At 71.9% G+C, this 19,167-nt stretch carries 18 protein-coding genes and 1 pseudogene; 9 read left to right on the top strand and 10 right to left on the bottom strand.

Annotation, left to right across the window (positions count from 1 at the left end; translation table 11 throughout):
- Positions 1-39: 39 nt before the first annotated feature.
- From FOF52_RS07670 to FOF52_RS07660, 3 genes are read left to right on the top strand one after another with little or no spacing between them, the layout of a single operon-like run.
- Entirely contained in the window at positions 40-975 is a 936-nt protein-coding gene (locus FOF52_RS07670) for a metal ABC transporter substrate-binding protein (RefSeq protein WP_248593135.1), read from the top strand.
- A complete protein-coding gene (locus tag FOF52_RS07665; RefSeq protein WP_248593134.1) occupies positions 972-1,700 on the top strand; it encodes a metal ABC transporter ATP-binding protein in 729 nt (242 codons plus the stop codon). The genes FOF52_RS07670 and FOF52_RS07665 overlap by 4 nt, the downstream gene beginning before the upstream one ends.
- Positions 1,697-2,575 carry a metal ABC transporter permease gene (locus FOF52_RS07660; protein ID WP_248593133.1) on the top strand — a complete coding sequence of 293 codons (879 nt, stop codon included), beginning with the start codon at positions 1,697-1,699 and terminating at the stop codon, positions 2,573-2,575. The genes FOF52_RS07665 and FOF52_RS07660 overlap by 4 nt, the downstream gene beginning before the upstream one ends.
- Before the next feature lie 15 nt (positions 2,576-2,590).
- On the opposite strand, the gene FOF52_RS07655 is transcribed toward FOF52_RS07660, so the two are convergent.
- Positions 2,591-2,740 carry a hypothetical protein gene (locus tag FOF52_RS07655; protein ID WP_248593132.1) on the bottom strand — a complete coding sequence of 50 codons (150 nt, stop codon included), beginning with the start codon at positions 2,738-2,740 and terminating at the stop codon, positions 2,591-2,593.
- A gap of 257 nt (positions 2,741-2,997) precedes the next feature.
- A pseudogene (locus FOF52_RS22150) lies at positions 2,998-3,114 on the bottom strand (LysE family translocator); the annotation flags it as partial.
- A gap of 621 nt (positions 3,115-3,735) precedes the next feature.
- On the opposite strand from FOF52_RS22150, the gene FOF52_RS07650 reads away from it, so the two are divergent.
- The 4 genes from FOF52_RS07650 to FOF52_RS07635 all read left to right on the top strand — a co-directional run bounded on the left by FOF52_RS07650 (position 3,736) and on the right by FOF52_RS07635 (position 7,087).
- Positions 3,736-4,167, top strand: coding sequence for an SgcJ/EcaC family oxidoreductase (locus tag FOF52_RS07650; protein WP_248593131.1), 432 nt, complete (start codon positions 3,736-3,738; stop codon positions 4,165-4,167).
- Positions 4,168-4,445: 278 nt separating this feature from the next.
- The gene (locus FOF52_RS07645) at positions 4,446-4,751 is read left to right on the top strand and encodes an aldehyde dehydrogenase family protein (RefSeq protein ID WP_248593130.1); all 306 of its coding nucleotides are present in this window, start codon (positions 4,446-4,448) and stop codon (positions 4,749-4,751) included.
- Positions 4,752-4,792: 41 nt separating this feature from the next.
- Positions 4,793-5,998: an L-2-hydroxyglutarate oxidase gene (gene lhgO / locus FOF52_RS07640; protein ID WP_248593129.1), complete on the top strand. Its 1,206-nt coding sequence runs from the start codon at positions 4,793-4,795 to the stop codon at positions 5,996-5,998.
- A gap of 249 nt (positions 5,999-6,247) precedes the next feature.
- The gene (locus tag FOF52_RS07635; protein ID WP_248593128.1) at positions 6,248-7,087 is read left to right on the top strand and encodes a siderophore-interacting protein; all 840 of its coding nucleotides are present in this window, start codon (positions 6,248-6,250) and stop codon (positions 7,085-7,087) included.
- 174 nt (positions 7,088-7,261) lie between these two features.
- Here FOF52_RS07635 and rfbD read toward each other — a convergent pair whose 3' ends face one another.
- The 8 genes from rfbD to FOF52_RS07595 all read right to left on the bottom strand — a co-directional run bounded on the left by rfbD (position 7,262) and on the right by FOF52_RS07595 (position 16,644).
- The gene (gene rfbD / locus FOF52_RS07630; RefSeq protein ID WP_282574047.1) at positions 7,262-8,137 is read right to left on the bottom strand and encodes a dTDP-4-dehydrorhamnose reductase; all 876 of its coding nucleotides are present in this window, start codon (positions 8,135-8,137) and stop codon (positions 7,262-7,264) included.
- Positions 8,138-8,145: 8 nt separating this feature from the next.
- Positions 8,146-9,147, bottom strand: a complete 1,002-nt coding sequence (rfbB, locus tag FOF52_RS07625) for a dTDP-glucose 4,6-dehydratase (protein ID WP_248593126.1) — start codon at positions 9,145-9,147, stop codon at positions 8,146-8,148.
- A gap of 232 nt (positions 9,148-9,379) precedes the next feature.
- On the bottom strand, positions 9,380-10,783 hold the full coding sequence (locus tag FOF52_RS07620; RefSeq protein ID WP_248593125.1) for an alpha-L-fucosidase: 1,404 nt from the start codon (positions 10,781-10,783) through the stop codon (positions 9,380-9,382).
- A 59-nt stretch (positions 10,784-10,842) separates the two neighbouring features.
- Complete coding sequence (locus tag FOF52_RS07615) at positions 10,843-12,135, bottom strand: activator-dependent family glycosyltransferase (RefSeq protein ID WP_248593124.1); 1,293 nt, start codon at positions 12,133-12,135, stop codon at positions 10,843-10,845.
- 30 nt (positions 12,136-12,165) lie between these two features.
- Positions 12,166-13,440: an NAD(P)/FAD-dependent oxidoreductase gene (locus tag FOF52_RS07610; RefSeq protein ID WP_248593123.1), complete on the bottom strand. Its 1,275-nt coding sequence runs from the start codon at positions 13,438-13,440 to the stop codon at positions 12,166-12,168.
- Between the two features lie 25 nt (positions 13,441-13,465).
- The gene (locus tag FOF52_RS07605) at positions 13,466-14,713 is read right to left on the bottom strand and encodes a cytochrome P450 family protein (protein WP_248593122.1); all 1,248 of its coding nucleotides are present in this window, start codon (positions 14,711-14,713) and stop codon (positions 13,466-13,468) included.
- Between the two features lie 83 nt (positions 14,714-14,796).
- On the bottom strand, positions 14,797-16,017 hold the full coding sequence (locus FOF52_RS07600) for a nucleotide disphospho-sugar-binding domain-containing protein (RefSeq protein ID WP_248593121.1): 1,221 nt from the start codon (positions 16,015-16,017) through the stop codon (positions 14,797-14,799).
- A 36-nt stretch (positions 16,018-16,053) separates the two neighbouring features.
- Positions 16,054-16,644 carry a TetR/AcrR family transcriptional regulator gene (locus FOF52_RS07595; RefSeq protein ID WP_248593120.1) on the bottom strand — a complete coding sequence of 197 codons (591 nt, stop codon included), beginning with the start codon at positions 16,642-16,644 and terminating at the stop codon, positions 16,054-16,056.
- A gap of 110 nt (positions 16,645-16,754) precedes the next feature.
- On the opposite strand from FOF52_RS07595, the gene FOF52_RS07590 reads away from it, so the two are divergent.
- Both FOF52_RS07590 and FOF52_RS07585 read left to right on the top strand, forming a co-directional pair.
- A complete protein-coding gene (locus tag FOF52_RS07590) occupies positions 16,755-17,279 on the top strand; it encodes a PH domain-containing protein (RefSeq protein ID WP_248593119.1) in 525 nt (174 codons plus the stop codon).
- Positions 17,276-18,985: a PH domain-containing protein gene (locus FOF52_RS07585; protein ID WP_248593118.1), complete on the top strand. Its 1,710-nt coding sequence runs from the start codon at positions 17,276-17,278 to the stop codon at positions 18,983-18,985. Before FOF52_RS07590 ends, FOF52_RS07585 begins: the two co-directional genes overlap by 4 nt.
- The last annotated feature ends 182 nt before the right edge of the window (positions 18,986-19,167 follow it).

Genomic DNA, 19,167 nt, shown 5'->3' with positions numbered 1-19,167 from the left:
GATGCGATTGACGGGCCGCTCCGGTGGTAAAAGTTAGGCGTGACCAACTTTGAAGATCGCCGAGCCTTCAGATCGGTGGTGGCCGGAGTCCTGCTCTGCGCCCTCACCGCGTGCGGCCTCTCCACCGCCGAGCAGGTCGACGACGGCCGTCCCGTGGTGCTCACCACCTTCACCGTCCTGGCCGACATGGTCCGCAACGTCGCCGGCGACCACGTCCGCGTGGAGTCCATCACCAGGGTCGGCGCCGAGATCCACGAGTACGATCCCACCCCCAGCGACCTGGTCCGCGCCCAGGCCGCCGACCTCGTCCTCGCCAACGGCATGAACCTGGAACTGTGGTTCCGGCAGTTCACCGACCCCCTGGACGTCCCCACCCGGGTGGTCACCGAGGGGGTGGAGACCATCCCGGTGGCTTCTGGCGGGTATGCGGGAAAACCCAACCCGCACGCCTGGATGTCCCCCGACGAGGCCCTGGTCTACGTCGACAACATCCGTGCGGCGCTCAGCGACCTCGACCCCGACCACGCCGCCGACTACGCGGCCAACGCCGAGGCCTACCGGGCCGAGATCACCGAGATCGGCGAGTTCCTGCGCACCGAACTGGCCACCCTGCCCGAGCACCAGCGGGTCCTGGTCACCTGCGAGGGCGCCTTCTCCTACCTGGCCCGCGACACCGGGCTGACCGAGAAGTACCTGTGGCCGATGAACTCCGACGGCGAGGGCACCCCGCAGCAGATCGCCTCGGTGGTGGAGTTCGTCCGCGAGCACGAGGTCCCCGCCGTCTTCTGCGAGAGCACCGTCAACGACGACGCCCAGCGCCAGGTGGCCCGCGAGACCGGAGCGGTCCTGGGCGAGGCCCTGTACGTGGACTCGCTGTCCGACGCCGACGGCCCGGTCCCCACCTACCTGGACCTGCTGCGCCACGACGCCCGGGCCATCGTCGCCGGACTCACCGGAGAGGGGGACCGCCCGTGACCGCCCCCGCGATCCAGGTGCACGGCGTCACCGTGCGCTACGGCGACGTCCTGGCGCTCGACGACGTCACCCTGGAGGTCGGCCACGGCGTGGTGTGCGGCCTGCTGGGCGCCAACGGCTCGGGCAAGTCCACCCTGTTCAAGACTATCGCCGAGCTGGTCATCCCGCAGAGGGGGAGCGTGCGCATCCACGGGCTGCCCCCGGAGCGGGCCCGCAGACGCGGGCTGCTGGGCTACGTCCCCCAGTCCGAACAGGTGGACTGGGCCTTCCCGGTGCGGGTGGTCGACGTGGTGATGATGGGACGCTACGGCCACATGGGCCCCACCCGCCGCCCCCGCAGAGCCGACCACGAGGCGGTGGCCGAGGCCCTGGAACGCACGGGGCTGAGCGACCTGGCCCACCGGCAGATCGGCGCGCTCTCCGGCGGCCAGCGCAAACGCGCGTTCGTGGCCCGCGGCATCGCCCAGGGGGCCAGCGTGTTCCTGCTGGACGAGCCGTTCGCGGGGGTGGACAAGCCCTCCGAGCGCACCATCATCCAGGTGCTGCGCGAGATGCGCGCCGCCGGAGCCACCCTGCTGGTGTCCACCCACGACCTGGCCGGAGTGGGCGAGCTGTGCGACGAGGCGGTGCTGCTGCACCGGCGCGTCGTGGCGCACGGCCCTCCCGAGGAGGTCCTCGCCCCCGAGATGCTGCTGCGCGCGTTCGGCCTGGAGGAGACCGCATGACGCTCGTCGACTGGCTCGTCATCCCCTTCACCTTCGAGTTCATGCAGCGGGCGCTGCTGGTCAGCGTGCTGGCCGGCGCGGTGTGCGCGGTGCTGTCGTGCTGGGTGACACTGATCGGCTGGTCGCTGATGGGCGACGCCGTCTCCCACGCGGTGCTGCCCGGCGTGGTCCTGTCCTACCTGTTGGGACTGCCCTTCGCGGTGGGGGCGCTGGTGTTCGGCGTGGGGTCGGTGGCGCTGATCGGCGCGGTCAACCGCACCTCCCGGGTCAAGGAGGACGCCGCGATCGGCATCGTGTTCACCGCGATGTTCGCGCTGGGCATCGTGGTGATCTCCCGGATCTCCAGCGACACCGACCTGCGGCACATCCTGTTCGGCGACCCGCTGGGCGTCAGCGACACCGAGATCGTGCAGATCGTGGTGATGACCGTGGTGGCGCTGACGGTGGTGGCGTTCAAGCACCGCGACCTGACCCTGTACGCCTTCGACCCCACCCACGCGCACGCCATCGGGCTGCGCCCGCGCCGCCTGGAGACGCTGCTGCTGGGCCTGCTGGCGGTGACGGTGGTCATCGCGTTGCAGGTGCTCGGCATCATCATGGTGGTCGCGATGCTGATCATCCCCGGCGCCACCGCCTACCTGCTCACCGACCGCTTCGAGCGGATGGTCCTCATCGCGGTGGCGGTGTCGGTGACCGCCTCGGTCGTGGGCGTCTACGCCAGCTTCCTGCTGGACGTGGCCCCCGGCGGCATGATCGTCCTGGTCCAGGCGCTGGCCTTCACCGCCGCCTACCTGCTGGCCCCCCGCCACGGCCTGCTCGCCCGGCGGGCGGCCCCGCGGCGGGCCGCCGGGCGGGGTGTCGGCGCCACGGACTGAGCGGGCGGGCCCCGGTCAGCCCGCGGCCGGGGCCGCGGAGCGGTCGGTGAACATCCGGACCGCCGGAGCACCCAGGACGGTCGCCGTGAACGCCTGCCGCACGCGCAGCCACACCGGACGCCCGGCGAGGAAGCGGGCGATGGCCGCGTTGCCGGGGACGGCCACGCGGATCTGCGCCGGCCCGAGGAGCAGGCTCTGCGTGGCGGCGCTGCCCAGGGCCGGGTCGACGGACTGGGGCGGCAGCGAGACGTGCAGGACCGCGGTCTTGGGGTGAGCGGACTGGTGGCCAGGCCCATGGCGGACAGCCCGCGGGGCGGCTCCGCCGGCAGCGGCCCGGGAGCGCCTGCCAGGCCAGAGAAGCAGACAGCAGCCCCGGCGAGCTTCAGCGCCGTGGAGGCGGCGGGGACCAGGGTGAACACCGCGAGCAGCCCGGCCGTGGCGGCGCCCAGGTAGACGAGGAAACCGGCGGCCACCCCCAGCAGCGAGACCAGCCCCGCGCGCGGCCCCTGCGTGATCGGCCGGGACACCAGGTAGACCATGTTGGGCCCCGGGGGAGCACCATGACCAGGGCGACGAACGCGATGCCGAGTACGGCGGGGAGGCTGACCATGAGGGCTCCGTTTGTCCGACCGCCAGCCTACGGCGGCGGAGCCCGTTCGCCACGGGCTTTTCCCGGCCCCGCGGCTCGCGGAAAGGCCCGGCTTTTGACCGAACGCCGCTTTGACCGGGAGAGGGGAGGTCCCGGACCCTCCGGTCCCCGGCGCAGAGGTGCTCCACGGTGATCCCCGTCTCCGTGGGCGGGGCGTGGACCCGCAGGATTCGCGGCGGGGCGTCGCCGACATCGTGGAACGGACGCGGAAGCGGCCGTCCGCGCGGCCGCCGAGCGCCGGGGGCGACAACGAGGAGGACGGGCAGCACCGCACGCTGGTCCACGCGGGGACCGTCCCCGCGGGTGCCGGGGCGGCGAACTGTAGGACGCCCAGCACCTCGTCGGCCGCCCCTTCCCCGGATACGGCGCGCCGGGCCCCGGACGTGCGGGGAGCGGCACGCCCTCCGAGTCCGGAGCCCTTGGCCGGTCCGTTCGCGCCCGGGCGGCGTGCGCCGCGCCGCTCCGCGGACGGCTTGACCTCAAGCAAAGCCGAGGTCCTACGTTGGTCCGCATGACGCAACGCAATGACGCAGCGCATGTCGACGAAGACGCACGCCAGACCGAGACCGAGGCGATCAGGCAGGTGGTCGCCACGGTCGAGCACTCCCAGCAGAACGAGCTCCCCGACGAGTTCGTCGGCCTGTTCCGGCACGACGCGATCTGGACGACGGCCCACGGCAGGCGCCTGACCGGCCGCGACGAGATCGCGGAGTTCACCCGGCGGGTGCTGCCCGGCGCGATGGGGGACCTGACGGCCACCTACGAGGTGGAGCACGTACTGTTCATCCGGCCCGACGTCGCGGCGGTCAAGGTGCGCCAGCGGTACCTGGCCCCCGACGGTCAGCAGGCTGGCAAGGAGGGCAGCCCGCTGTACGTCATGGCGAAGGAGGACGGCCGGTGGCGCCTGGTCGCCGGCCAGAACACGCAGGTGGTCGACTCCTGACCCGCCCGCGGGACCACCGCTCCGCCCCGGACGGCCGGGGCGGACCGTGCCTCCGATGTGCTCGGCGGCGTCGGCGTGCACCGGGCGGGCCCGCGCATTCCCGGCAGCGCCCCGCGCACCGGCCCGGTGTCCCGCGGCTCGCACCGGTAGCGAGGCCACCACGGCGTACAGCACGGGTGTCCCCCCTCAGCCTCTGGCGGATCACGCCGGCTCCACCACGCCGAGGCGGTCCCCAGCGGTGCGCGGGGCGCGAGCGACGGATGTCCTCGTCCGCGTCGGTGGGGTCGGACACGTCCACCGACGCGGACGGGCCCGTCGCACGGGTTCCCGCCCTGGCTGTCGAGCGGGTCAAGGAGATCTGCGCCGCGGCCTTCGAGTGGGCCGGGCAGCGCCGCACCGCCCACCAGTTCGTCGACGCGGTCGAGTACGGCCAGGTCGCCGTCACCACCGCCACGGGCCGCCGGGACGTGCACCATCCCTTCGGCGGCTCCGCGATTCGGGCTCGCCCTTCAAGGAAGGGGAGGGCGGAGGCGCCGCGCCTCTCCACCCGCGTCAGGACCGCCGCGATCGACTACGGTGCATGACGGCCGTCGTGCGCACACCGAACCGGGAACGGGGGACTGGAATGGCTGACGAGGTGGTGGGCGTGGTCGGTGCCGGCATCGTCGGGCTCGCGGTCGGCCGGGAGATCACCCGCAGGCGGCCGGGGACGCGCGTGGTGGTGCTGGAGAAGGAGAACCGCGTGGCCGCGCACCAGACCGGCCACAACTCCGGGGTCGTGCACGCGGGCCTCTACTACCGGCCCGGCAGCCTCAAAGCCCGGTTGTGCACGCGCGGCCGGGAGATGCTGCGCGAGTACTGCACCGACCGCGGCCTGCCCTACGAGGAGTGCGGCAAACTCGTCGTCGCCCTCACCCCCGAGGACGTCGAACGGCTCGACAACCTCTACGCCAGGGCCGACCGCAACGCCGTGCCGGGGCTGCGCCGCGTCGGCCCCGCCGAGATCCGCGGCATCGAACCGCACGCCGCGGGCCTGGCCGCCCTGCACTCGCCGCACACGGCCATCACCGACTACCCGCGCATCTGCGAGTCCTTCGCCGCCGACATCGCCGCGGCGGGCGGGGAGATCCGGTTCGACGCGCCGGTCACCCGGATCGCGGAGGCCGGCGACTCGGTCGAGGTCGTCGCCGGCGGACAGCGGGTGCGGGTGGACCGCCTCGTCGTCTGCGCCGGGCTGCACACCGACCGGGTCGCCCGCCTTGCCGGGGACGGGGCCGCTCCCCGGATCGTCCCGTTCCGGGGCGAGTACATGCTGGTCCGCCCGGAGAAGGCGCACCTGGTGCGGGGACTCGTCTACCCGGTGCCCGACCCCCGGTACCCGTTCCTCGGCGTGCACTTCACCCGCCGCGTCTCCGGAGACGTGGAGGTCGGCCCCAACGCCGTGCTCGCGTTCGCCCGCGAGGGCTACCGGTTCTTCGACGTCAACCTGGCCGACCTGGTCGGCACCGCCTCCTGGCCGGGCTCCTGGGCCATGGCGTTCCGGCACTGGGCCACCGGGGTCAAGGAGGTGTACGGGTCGCTGTCCAAACGCGCCTACATGAGGGCCGCGCAGCGGTACGTGCCCGAGATCGGCCCCGGCGACGTCGTGCGCGGCGGGTCGGGCGTGCGCGCCCAGGCGCTCGACCGCGACGGCAGCCTCGTCGACGACTTCCGCGTCCACCGGCTGGGCCGCGTCACCGCGGTCCGCAACGCGCCCTCGCCCGCGGCGACGTCGTGCCTGGCCATCGCCGAGTACGTGGTCGACGTCGTCCACGGCGGGAAGAGCCGGTAGCGTCCGGTGCGCGCGGCCGCAGTTCCACGCGCGGCGTTCCCCCGGCCACGGCCGGGAGTGCGCGCTCCCGCCGTGGGGATATGGTGCGTCGCCGAAGCGGTCCGCGAGTGGTCCCGCCGTCGAGCGGGGCCGCACCTGGCCCGTACGATCAGGTCCGTACGGGCCGGACGGCCCACAGCGTCCGGCCGGGGACCCCGCACCGTCTGTGGGGGACGCCGTCACCGGCGTCCAGGGAGGAGGGAAGATCCCATGACCGAACGTCCCGCACGTAGGAATCCGCGGGTCACGTGCGCGCGGGTGCAGCGAGTCGAACGGCTCACCCCCCACATGGTCCGCGTGGTGCTGGGCGGCCCCGGACTGGCCGACTTCACCGCGGGCCAGTACACCGACCACTACGTCAAACTGCTGTTCCCGCCCGAGAACGCCCCCTACCGGGTCCCCTTCGACCTGCAGAAGGTCCGTGAGGAACTGCCGCGCGAACTGTGGCCCGCCATGCGCACCTACACCGTGCGCCGCTGGGACGCCGAGCGGCGGGAGCTGACCCTGGACGTCGTCCACCACGGCCCCGAGGGGATCGCCGGGCCGTGGGCCGCCCGGGTCCAGGTCGGTGAGCAGGTGTGCTTCGCCGGTCCCGGCGGCGGCTACGCGCCCGACCCGGACGCGGACTGGCACCTGCTGGTCGGTGACGAGAGCGCGCTGCCCGCCGTCGCGGCCTCCCTGGAGCGGCTGCCCTACGGCGCGCTCGCCCACGTGTTCCTGGAGGTCAGCGGTCCGGAGGAGGAGCAGAAGCTGGAGACCGCCGCCGACGCGTCCGTCACCTGGCTGCACCGGGGCGGCGCCCGGGTCGGCGAGGCCCTGGTGCGCGCGGTCGGCGGCCTGGAGTTCCCGCCGGGCCGGGTGCACGCGTTCGTGCACGGCGAGGCGGGCTTCGTCAAGGAACTGCGGGCCCTGCTGCGCAAGGAGCGCGGCGTGCCCCGCGAGGACCTGTCCATCTCCGGCTACTGGCGGCTGGGCCTGAACGAGGACGGCTGGCAGTCCACCAAGCGCGAGTGGAACCGCCGGGTCGAACAGGAGCAGGAGGGCGCCTGAGGGGGCGCGGTCCCGCCCGGTGACGGCGCCCGGTCTGCCGCGCGGCGCCACCCTGGCAGGGGCGTGTCGGCGGCCCGCTGTTTCCCCGACCCGGAGAAGAAGTACGGGGCCGCTTCCTCGTGGCACATGTCCGCGCTGCCCCCGGGGAGCGGGCCCGTGGGCACGGGAGGGCGCTCATCGCTTTGCGGAGGCGACCCGCTCCGGGAACATCTCCGACAGGGCCTGGTGGAGTGCCTGCTTCCACGGACGCGGGGGCGGCGCGCCGATCTCCGACCAGCGGTCGTGGCCGAGCACGGTGTAGTCGGCCCGCGGGGCCGGTCCGACGAACGCTCCGGGGGCCGCCCGCCGGACCAGTCCCGGGTCCGCGCCCAGGGTCCGGAAGATCTCGCGGGCCAGTTCGAGCCGGGTCGCGGCGCCGGAATCGGTGGCGTGGAAGATTCCGTGTGCCCGACCGCTCCGACCGAGTACGACAAGCAGTCCCGCGGCGTCGTCGGCCCACGTCGGCTGGCCCCACTGGTCGTCGACTGCCACGGCCTCGTCATGGTGTAGCGCACGGTCGACCATGGCTTTCACGAACCCCCTTCCCCGGGTCCCGTACAGCCAGGCCGTGCGTACCACCGTGCCGGTCACGGGAAGCAGGGAGGCGACCGCTCGCTCCCCGGCGAGCTTGCTGCGTCCGTAGGCGGTCTGGGGATCGGGCGGGTGACCTTCCGGATACGGCGTACGGGCGCGCCCGGAGAAGACGTAGTCGGTCGAGACATGAAGCAGTCGGGCGCGGCTTCGGGCGCAGGCCGCGGCAAGGATCCGTGGCCCTTCACCGTTGATCCGGAGCGCTTCGGTCTCCTCGGCCTCGGCCTGCTCCACCCGCGTGTAAGCGGCGCAGTTGACCACGATGTCGGGGCGGTGGTGTTCGAAGGCGGCGGCTACCGCGTTCGGGTCGGTGATGTCGAGTTCGGCGCGCCGCAGGGCGACGACCTCGTCCCCGAACGCGGAATCAGTGTTCAACCGCTTTGTGAGGTGCCTGCCCAGGAGCCCTCCCGCTCCTGTCACCAGCCATCTCACCGGGGGCTCCGCCCGCCTGTCGCCGTGGGTGCGGTCACCGGGACGCGTGCCCGCAGCGGCTCCCACCAGTCACGGTTGTCGCGGTACCACTCGACGGTCTCAAAAAGCCCCTCCTCCAGGTCCCGCTGCGGCCGGTAGCCGAGTTCCCGCTCGGCTTTGCTGCAGTCGATGGCGTAGCGCAGGTCGTGGCCCTTGCGGTCAGCGGTGTACCGCACCGCACTCCGGTCCGCGCCGCAGAGGCGCAGCAGGCGTCCGGTGAGTTCGAGGTTGGTCAGTTCGGTGCCGCCGCCCAGGTTGTAGATCTCCCCGGGGCGGCCGCGGGTGCGCACGAGGTCGACTCCCCGGCAGTGGTCCTCCACGTGCAGCCAGTCACGGGAGTTGCGGCCGTCCCCGTACAGCGGGACGCTGAGGCCGTCGAGGAGGAGCGTCACGAAAAGCGGGATGACCTTCTCCGGGAACTGGCGTGGACCGTAGTTGTTCGACGCGCGGGTGATCCGCACGTCGAGCCCGTGGGTGCGGTGGTAGGACAACGCGACCAAATCGGAGGACGCCTTCGAGGCGGCGTAGGGGGAGGTGGGGGCGAGCACGGACTCCTCGTCGCGGCTTCCTTGGAGGACCGGACCGTAGACCTCGTCGGTGGAGACGTGGACGAACGGCTCGGTCCCGTGGCGCAGGGCGGCGTCGAGCAGCCGCTGGGAGCCCAGCACATTGGTGGTCACGAAGTCGTCGGCGCCCAGGATCGACCGGTCGACGTGCGACTCCGCCGCGAAGTGCACCACCTGGTCCGCCTCGGCCACCAACTCGTCCACGAGGTCGGCGTCACATATGTCGCCGTGGACGAACCGCAGCCGGGTGTGGGTCAGGTCGAGTCCGCTGGGGTCGGCGGCGTAGGTCAGCTTGTCCAGGACGGTGATGTCGACCTGCGGGCCGCCCGCCCGCATGTCGTCCAGCAGCATCCGGACGTAGGTGGCACCGATGAAGCCGGCTGCGCCGGTCACCAGGACTCTCGTGGCGGGGCCGTGGGAGGCGGGAGTCGGGGCGTTGGCGCTGGGTGAAAGGGGGGTCGAAACCTGTTCGGACAATGTTTCCTCCGTGCCGTTCCGTTCCTGGCAGTGGGTTCGGCCGTGGCGGGGCACGGCCGACCGGGAGCGCTTCGAGGCGGCCTTGCGATGTCCGGTACCGTGCCACTCCTCTTCGAGGCGGAATCGGAGTGGGGCGGTGGGGCGGGTGTCATCCCCGTCCCCGCGGTGTGCGGTCGCTGACCGCCTCGGCCGGCTCCAGTCGGAACACGGCGGCGGGCCGCTCGGCGAGCCGGTCGGGCAGTCGGATACGGATCCCGTTGGGCGACCCGCTCCATGGGAGTGGGCCGCTGGTGCCCAGCAGTGACGCTTGAGCGCGGGCTGTCAGGGCCACGTCGAGTTCCACCGAGTCGCCGCGGGGGGTGCCCAGCACGATCGCGTACACGGCATCGCCGTCCGTGGTGTAACGGATGTGGAGTCCCTCGTCGTTGACGCCGCCGGTGCGTGTCCATGGCCGAGTGTCGTAGATCGCGTCGGCGTTGGTCCGCACCCATTCGCCCAGTTCGAGTAGGCGCCGCTGCTGTGTCCAGGGGATCTCCCCGGTACCGGTGGGACCGACTCCGAGCAGGAGGTTGCCGCCGCGGGCAACGATGTCCGCGAAGACGTGGATCAGTTCGGTCGCGCTGATGAGGTCGCTCTCGCTCTCCTGACGGTTGTAGCCGAACCCATAGCCCAGCCCGCGGCATGCCTCCCACTTGCGTTCGGGGGTGCCGGTGGTCGTGTATTCGGGGGTCCGGAAGTCGGCGTGCAGGTCTCCGGTGGCCTGTGTGAAGTCGAAGCGGTCGTTGACGACGCCGTCGGGGACGTGTTCCCGGTACCAGCGGAACAGGTGCGCGACGTCGAGGCCCTCGGGGGACTGTCCGTAGTCGTTCCACAGGACCGAGGGGCGGTAGCGTGTGACGAGTTCCCGCCAGTGAGCCTCGACATAGCCGCGATAGGCGGGATCGCCGGGCATCATGTCCGCCAGGGACGTTCCGTGTCCGAACGTGAAGTCCCAGCCCCCGCTGTAGTAGGCGCCGAAACGCATGCCCCTGCGACGTACCGCGTCGGCAAGTTCGCCCACCACGTCCCGGTCGGACTGCCACCCCCGGCAGTGGGGGTTGGGGTGTCCGCTGGGCCACAGCAGGAAACCGTCCTCCGTCTTGGTGCACAGCACCACGTACCGGGCTCCGCAGCGGACGAACAGTTCAGCCCAGTGGTCAGGACGCAGGGACGGGACCGACCGGGTGCGGAACCGTTCCACGAAAGCCGCGAAAGAGAGGTTTCCATAGTGTTCGGTGTGGTAGCGCGCGGTCGCGCTGCCGGGAACGTTCATCATGTGGTGGTAGAACCCCGCCTCGGGCATGGTCCGCCAGGCGTGTCCGTGGACGTCCGCCTGGGGGTCGAACTCGAAGGCCTCGGGGTCGTAGGACGCGGATGCGTCGCGGTCCAGCACGGACGACTGGGGCAGCGGAGCGTAGCCCGGGATGGCTGAGGCCGTCCAGTGCACGAAGATGCCGAGCTTGGCCCGGTCGAACCAGTCCGGGGTCGGCAGTGTCTGCGGGTCGGTGGGCACCGCTGCGCTCCTCCTCGTCGGCTCTGGGAATGGGGGCTGTCGGGTGGGACGCTGCGTGGTCACCGGTGTGGGCTGTGGTCCCCGTCCAGCCCTCGGATAAGTTGGACGATTTCGGACACGACGGCATCGGGGGGCGGCATACGCAGGGTTTCGGTCCGCAGTCGTCGCGCGGCACTGGCCATCGCGGGATCCGCCACCAGGCGGGCGAGCCACCCCGCGAGTTCGTCGACGCTGGGGGAGCGGTCGGCCGGCATGTGGATGCCGGCGCCGAGTTCCTCCAGGCGCTCCGCCTTGTGCCGGGTGTCCCAGATGAGGCAGGGGAACAACATCTGCGGCACTCCGCACAGCACCGAAGCGGCCATGGAGCCCGCTCCGCCGTGGTGGACGACCCCGGAGCAGGTGGGAAGGAGCGCGTTCAACGGCACGAAGTCAACGAGGCGGACGTTGCCGGGGAGGGGGCCGAGCCGGGCCGTCTGTTCGGCGTCGAGGGTGGCGACCACCTCGATGTCCAGTTCTCCCGCGGCCGTGAGGAGATCCTGCACCGGTGTCGCCGTGTCCCCACCCAGGATCTCACGGTGCCCCAGGCCCAGGGTCAGGCACAGCCGCGGGCGCTCGGGAAGTGCGTGCAGCCACTCCGGCAGTAGCGAGCGGCCGTTGTAGGGTACCGGGCGCATCGGGACTCGGCGGGACGGAACCGGGATGTCGGGGTGGTGCAGCCAGGCTGGAACGGGGTCGATGGTGAAGTCACCGACCACCACGTCCTCCCGGAAGAGGGCTCCGATCCTGTCGAGGTGGGCGGTGAGCCAGTCGGTGAGGGGATCGTCACGCAACTCCGGGGGGCGCTGCGCGAGTCGGTCGAGGTGGGCCGCGCGCTGTGCGCCGAGGATGTCGAGACCGAAGAACAGTAGCCGTCCGCTCACCGCCCCGCACGCCCGCGCGGCGATCGGTCCGGAGAAGGTCATCGGATCCCACAACACCAGGTCGGGACGCCACCAGCGGGCAAAGGAAACGGTGTCGTCCACGGTCTGGTCGTCGCAGACGCTGCGCAGCGCGAACGGAGTGACAACGGAGAAGAGCCCGCTCAGGCTCTCCGCAGAGGCCTCACGCAGGTTCTCGGGACGCTCCTCGGCTCCCAGCCCGGAGTCCTCCACCGTGGAGTCGTCCTTCATGTTCTCCATGTGCAGGGGGGCGCCGACGGGGATGACGGTCAGTCCGGCCCGGTTGACCGCCTCGGCCATGTCCGGCTGTGTGGCGATGCGGACTTCGTGCCCCGCGCACTGGAACGCCCAGGCCAGCGTGATCTGCTGGTAGAGGTGTGTACTCGCGGCGAAGGCCGTGAACAGGACTCGCATGGGGACTCTCCTGGTTGTGCGTGCGCTGGATCACGCCGGTGCCGGGCCGGTGTCGGTGAGTTCGTCGTAGAGTGCCTCGGTGCCGGCGATCACGTCGGCCTCGCGGGTCGGCCCTGCGGCGAATCGCTCCGGAGCCCAGGCTTCGGGGGAGGCCGGTCCGCCGTGGCCGCCCGTGAGCAGGTCGACCATGACCCTCGCGAAGCCCGGGGCGTGGGTGACCCCGAGTTCGTTGTCACCGGTGAGCGCGTAGAGCCCGGCGGCTCCCGGGACCGGGCCGACCAGCGCGCGCATGTCCGGCGTATAGCAGGGCGCTCCGTGTTTGAGCCGGATGCTCGTCGGACGGCTCAGCGCGGGAAGGCACGCGGAGACGCGGGCGCTGGCCTGTTTCAGGTCCTCGACCCCGTCCAGGGGGAGTTCGTCGAATCGGTCAGGGACGTCGGAGTCCACGAGCAGGTCACGTGGATAGCCCGGATAGGGACCTCCCCACACCAGGCCACCCTCGTGCTCGCGTACCCAGAGCATCGTCCCCTCCCCCGGGGAGTCGGACTCCAGGATCAGCGCGGGAAGGTTCGCCGGGATACCGAGGGGGCCGGTGGTGAAACGCGAGGTGAGCTGGGGGGCCGAGGGCAGGAAGAGGCCGAGGGGGCGCAGCAGGCGGTTGCTCCAGGCCCCCGTTGCCAGGACGACGATTCCGCACTCCACGGTGCCGGTCGGGGTGGCAACGCCGACGACGCGGTCCCCGCGGACGACGATCCCGGTGACCGGTCTGCGCGTGTCGACAGCGACACCTAGGGCGAGGAGGCGCCGCGCGAGGACCGGGGCCAGTGACGGTACGTGGACCTGGGCTCCGGACGGGTGCCAGTGGCCGCTGACCACGTGGTCGGCACGGACAGTGCCGCCGGTGAGCCGTTCCGCCTCCGCGGGGTCGACTGGGCGGTCCCCGGGCTCGGCCGGATCGCTGCTTGCCTGCACGGTGCCGTCGGTCCGTTCCGCGGCATCGCCGGAGCGGTAGGTGACGGTCAGCAGTCCACTGCGCCGATAGCCGAACTGGCCGTCTTCCTCCTCATGCAGGCGGCGGTAGAAGTCCAGGCCGTAGCGCTGGACCGCCGCCTCCTCGGAGGAGGCTGTTCCCGCCAACGCCGCCCACACGGCGATGAACCCCGCCCCTGCCGCGCTGGTGCCCTCGAACAGGCCGTCGCGTTCGATCAGTCGCACGGTCCCCGCGCCGGCCTCGGCCAGGTGCAGGGCCAGCATGGTGCCGAGCACACCACCGCCGACGACCACGATGTCGGAACGGTCAGCCACCGTCTTCCCCTTCCTTCCGGCAAAGTCACCAGGCCGCCACCGGGAATCGGAACAGCGATCGCACGACGGGCGATCTCAGATGGTGGAGGCGCTCTCCGGCGGCGCGGAGTCGGGGCAGGCGTTCCGCGAGGACACCCACGGCCGCGGAGGCCAGCGCGCGCACCCACGGAGCCAGCGCACGGGTGCGGGGGGACGCCGACAGGGCGGTCGGGGCGACGGAGGGGCGGGTGACGTCGAAGCGGTCAGGGGCCTCGAATCTCTCGGGGTCGCGACCCACCGCGTCGAACAGGACGACGACCTCGTCTCCCGGGGCCGGTCCCGCTCCGCTCAGGTCCGAGCGGGCGGGAGCGAAGCCTTCCCCGGCGTAGAACCGTTCCATGCGGTAGGGCGGGGCGAACCGTTCGGTCTCGGCCACTGCCCCGGCTGCCAGGGACGGGTCGTCCCGCAGCCGCCCCCACTGGTCCGAGTGGTCGAGTAGGCAGGCGACCGCGGAGCCGATCAGGCCAGCTCCGAGTTCTGTTCCCGCTGCGGCGACCAGGACGGCCAGCGCCACGGGGTCCACCCTCTCGGCGGGGCCGGCCGGGGAGGGGCGTGTCGCGGCGTGGGCGGTGAGCAGGTCCCGCAGGTCGGTGATGCCCGCCCGCAGGTCGAGGGCGGCTCGGGGGAGCGGTGGGCAGAGCATCGCGTCGAGAGCGCCTCTGGTCTTGGTGCAGAGGTCGGCGTAGCCGTCCCGGACCGGCCCCTCCGAGAGGCCGAGGAGGTCGGCGGTGGCGGCTGCCGCGACGGGGCGGGCGAAGTGGTCCATGAGGTCGAAGTCGCTGCCGACCCGCTCCAGAACGTCGTGGGCCAGGTTCTCCAGGGGGCGGCCGTCGGGCTCGGCGGCGCCGAACGGCCAGGCGTCCCGCGTGCCCAGCCGTTCGTAGTCGGCGCGCCGCAGGGTGAGGGCGGCCCCGTTCAGGGGGAGGATGGCGGACAGCGGCTTGAGCTGCCAACCGTCCTCGTCGCTGCGGGTGCCGCCGTCGGCCGGGCACAGGTCCAGGCGCGGGTCGTCGAGAAGTTCCCGGGCGGCGGACCAGCGGCCGCAGACCCAGGCGCCGGTGTCGCTCTGGTAGAGGTCACCCTTGTCGCGGATGAGACTGCCGAGTTCCGCCGGATCCTCCGACTCGGCCCTCAGCAGAAGCGCGTAAGGGTCGCCCGAGGCTCCCGCGATCCACTGCATGCCGCGGAACAGCAGGAGGTCGCTGGTCAGTTCGCGCAGGTTCGGTTCACTCACCTGGCCAAGGTCTCCAAACGGCCTATCACCTCGCTTGAATCCCGCTGTATCGCCTGTCCACCCCTGCCCCGGGGCGGTCCGGGTCAGGCCGCGGCCAGTTCCTCGAGTTCGGTGACGAGGGCGGAGGGCGCCGGACGCTCGGCCAGCTCCCCGCGCAGGCGTTCGGCGGCAGACCGGTAGGACCGGTCGGACAGCAGCGCCGTCACGGAGGCGCCGATGGCGGCCGAGTCCGCGTGGTGGCCGGGCAGGTGGATCGCGGCTCCGGTCGCGGCGGTACGCGTCCCGGTCGCCGCCTGCTCCGCGGCGAAGGTGGTGACGAGTTGCGGGACCCCGGCCCAGAGCGAGGTGAGGGTGGAGCCGCTGCCGCCGTGGTGCACCACGGCGTCGCAGTGCGGAAGCAGGGCTTGGATGGGCAGGCGTGGGACGACGCGGACGTCGGGCGGGAGTTTCCCGAGAAGGGCGGCGTCGTGCTCGGTGGCGGTGACCACTACCTCGCAGTCGACGTCTCGTAGTCCCCGCAGGATCGTGGGAAGCAGGTAGGAGTCGGGGCCGGAGATCACGGTCAGGGCGGTCGACCAGGTGACGCACACGCGGGGGCGGCGGGCGGGGACCGGGGTCCATTTGGGGACGGGGGCGGTTCCGTTGTAGGGGACGTAGCGCACCCGCAGCCGCCGCGCCGAAGTCGGGGGTTCCAGGGAGGCCGGGCAGGGGTCGATGGCCAGGGTCGCACTGTCGGGGTGGTGCTCGCCCAGGCCGTAGCGCGGGAAGGACGCGCTGTGGTCGGGGAGCACGATGCTCATGTGCGCGGGTTCCCTGGTGCCGACCGGGCCCCACAGGCACAGCACGGCCGGAATGCGCGCCACCCGGGCGGCGAGTTGGCCTTCTGGGCTCGCCGGGTCGTGCAGGACGATGTCCGGTCGCCAGGCGCGGGTGAACTCCACCGCGCTGTCGAAGCTCCGGGCGGCCCGTTCCGCCAACCGCGGCGCCGTACGCTCCTGGAACTCCGCGGCGTCGAAGTCGTCGAGCGCCGTGAGGGGGTGGCCGGTCTCAGGGTGCGGTGGCAGCCAGGGGTAGGGCCACAGCCCGGCCCGCGCCTGCTCGTAGTACTGGAGTCGGAGCCAGGTCGCCACGTCCATCCCGTCCAGCACCGGAACGGGCAGTAGTCCCGCGGCGCCCACGTGGGGGGTCTGCGATCGTGCGCACAGCACGCGGACCTCGTGGCCTGCGGCCTGGAGAGCCCAACCCAGGGGGATCATCGACGCGTAGTGGGTCTGCCACGGGGAAACAGTGAACAGGACGCGCATGGGGTTCTCCGTTCTTCCGGGGGCGGGTCCGCGGCGTCATTCGCCGCGGACGATCCCGCCTTCCAGGGTGCGGATGATGGTCGAGGCAACGCCGTGGCGGGGTAGACGGCCTTCCCTGGCGACCTCGCATCCGGCGAAGACGAGGGCCCACAGGACGTTCTCGATCCAGTCCGGTTCGAGGTCGCGGGTGAAGACCCCCTCCTCCTGTCCCCGTCGGATCAGTGAGATGACGGCGTCGCCGGTGGCGTCGGGCATCTCCTCGTCCGTCTCGTCCTCGTCGCTCCGGAAGGCGCCGTAGAGGAAGAGGATGCGGTCACCCGCGTCGACGAAACCGGTGACCAGGCGCCGCAGCGCCTCGCGGGCGTCGCCGTGGTCCGGAGCGGCGTCCGCGACGGCTTCCTTGATGGTCTGGTGGCAGTCCGCCACGACCGCGCGGTGCAGTTCCGCTCGGTCGGAGAAGTAGCGGTGGAGGGTGGCGCGTCCGACCTGCGCGGCCTTGGCGATGTCGGTGAGAGGGGCGGAGGGGTCGCGGGCCAGGACCGATGTGGCCGCGGCCAGGATGGCGCGGCGGGTCCGGCCGCGGGTCCCACTCTCCTGCCGGGAGTGGGGTGTGGATGTCGGCGACAAGAAGACTCCTCATAACGAGAAAGTTGCGTCTCTAGATGAGACATGTGAGTCTCATTTAGGTGCTAGCCTGATTCTATTCAAGCATCCACCAAGGAGTTGAGGGAGGTCACGTGGACGCGCAAACGGCAGCCCGTGCCACCGACGTCGAGCCGGTCTGGCTCCGTCTGCCGAAGCACCGGGTCGAGAGCCGGGCCCGTGTGTGGTGGGCCGCGCAGGCGTTCGTCCGGTTCCTGTTCATCGCTGGCGCGATGGCGCTGCTCTACCTGTGGGTGGAGCAGCTCCGGCCGTGGCTGGGACCCCCTCTCGTGGTCGTGCTCGTCGGAGGCGTGCTCTACATCGCGGTGATGCCCTTCTGGCGCTACGCGGTGCATCGCTGGGAGTTCACCGAGGAGGCGGTGTACTCGCGCACCGGATGGTACGTCCGGGAGTGGCGGGTCGCCCCGCTCTCCCGTATCCAGACGGTCGACACCGTCCAGGGCCCGATCGAGCAACTGTTGGGCCTGGCGCGGCTGGCGGTGACCACCGCGTCGGCGCACGGCGCCATCTACATCTCCGGCCTCGACCAGGAGACCGCCGCCGAGGCCGCCAGGCGGCTGACCGAGATCACCCAACTCACCCCCGGAGACCAGACATGAACACCGGACCGATGCGTAGGAGCAGCGGTCGGCCCCCGACCGAACAGGCCGTGCGGGACACCGCGGGGGAGCCCGCGCCCCCGGTCACCGAGTCCAGCGCGCCGATCGAGACCGGAACCGCGGTGCCCTGGCGGCGGCTGGACGCCAGGATGATCCTGGTCGACGCGGTGAAGCTGGTCGTCTCCCTGAGTCCCGTGGCGGCCGCGCTCCTCCTGTTCGACGTGGAGCCGACCCTCGCGGCCACCTGGCCAGTGCTGATCGTCGCCGCGTTCGGCCTCTACAGCGCACTCAGCGACGTCCTACGCTGGATCACCACCCGCTACCGCATCACCGACGACTACGTCGAGCGGCGGACCGGGCTCTTCGTCCGCAAGTACCGGTCGATCCAGCGTGACCGCATTCGCAGTGTGGAGGCCGAGGCGCGGTTGCGGCACCGGTTGGCCCGGTTGCGCATGGTGCGGATCGGCGCCGGGCAGCAGAACACCGCCGGCGAGTCGGCGCTGGTCCTGGACGCGGTCTCCTACCGGACCGCGCTGGAACTCCGCGCCGAACTGCTGCAGCGCAGCATCGAGGACGTGGCCCGGGGACGAGAGCCCGGGGAGCGCCTCATCCAGCCGATCCGCTACTCCTGGGTCATCTTCAACATGTTCAACGGTTACGCCTACGTGCTGGCCGTCGGCATCCTTTGGGGGGCGTACTGGCTGCTGTCCACCTTCGGCGTTGACCCGCTGCCCCTGGTCAAACGAGTGGTCGACTGGGAGGCCATCGGCTGGGGCTGGACCGCCCTCATCGCAGTCCTCATCACCGGGGCTCTTGGCGTGGTCGGACTCACCTACCAGTTCTTCAACGAGAACTGGGAGTTCCGGCTCATGCGGGTCCACGGCAAGGACGGCACGCTGCTGCGCACCACCCAGGGGCTGTTCCGCACCCGAGAGGTGGACCGTGAGGAACACCGGATACGCGGCGCGGAGATCTCCGAACCGCTGCTGTGGCGCTGGATGGGCATGGCCGACACCGACGTGATCACCACGGGGCTGTCCATGTGGAGCATGGCCCCCACGATCCTCCCGCGCGGTCCGGTCAAGGTCGCGCACCGGGTTGTCGACGAGGTCCTGCGGGAGGAGCGCAGTCCGCTGAGGACACGGTTCGCCCCCCACCCCCCGGCGGCCCTGAGACGCCGCCTGTTCTGGGCGACCCTCGTCAGCGCGGCGATCGTCGTCACCACGGCTTGGGCCCTGACGAACCTCGGATGGCAGGACGCGTGGCCCTGGTGGGCGACCGCTCTGCTCACCTGGCCGACGGCGCTGCTGCTGGCCGTAGCCGGGTACCGGCACCTGGGACACGCCATCGTCGGCCGCTATGTGGTGCTGCGCCGCGGTGTCATGTCCCGCGTCACCGCGGCTGTCCAGACGCGGGCGGTGAGCGGCGTGACCGTACGCCAATCCCTTCTCCAGCAGCGCCTGGGCCTGGCCACCGTGGCGGTCACCACCGCCGCGGGGCGGGGCAAGTACTCCTCGCCCGACCTGGCGGTCGCGGAGGTTGGCGCCTTCGTCGACTCCGCGAGCCCCGGCTTCGTCACCCCCTTCCTGGAGAGGAAGCAGTTCCCGGAAGGGTGGACGACCCGCGAGCGCGGGACCCGCCTCGGCCGGAAACCACACGGAGCGGTCAAGACACCGGCCTCCGGCGCCCCCGCGCGCCTCTCGTAGCGGGGCGGCCGGACCCGTACGGAGCGGGTCCCGGCCGCCCCGCCGGACGCGGTACCACTCCCAGCCCAGCGCCCCGTGAACCGGGGATCAATCCGGAATCGAGCTGATTGCGACGCCCGCCCCCCAGCGTCGTCTGCACACGCCGGAGGCCGCTGGCCACGTACACCGCCGCTGCGGCGGAG

The sequence above is a fragment of the Thermobifida alba genome, from assembly GCF_023208015.1.
GTDB lineage: Bacteria > Actinomycetota > Actinomycetes > Streptosporangiales > Streptosporangiaceae > Thermobifida > Thermobifida alba.
This window is presented reverse-complemented; position numbering and strand designations above follow the sequence as displayed.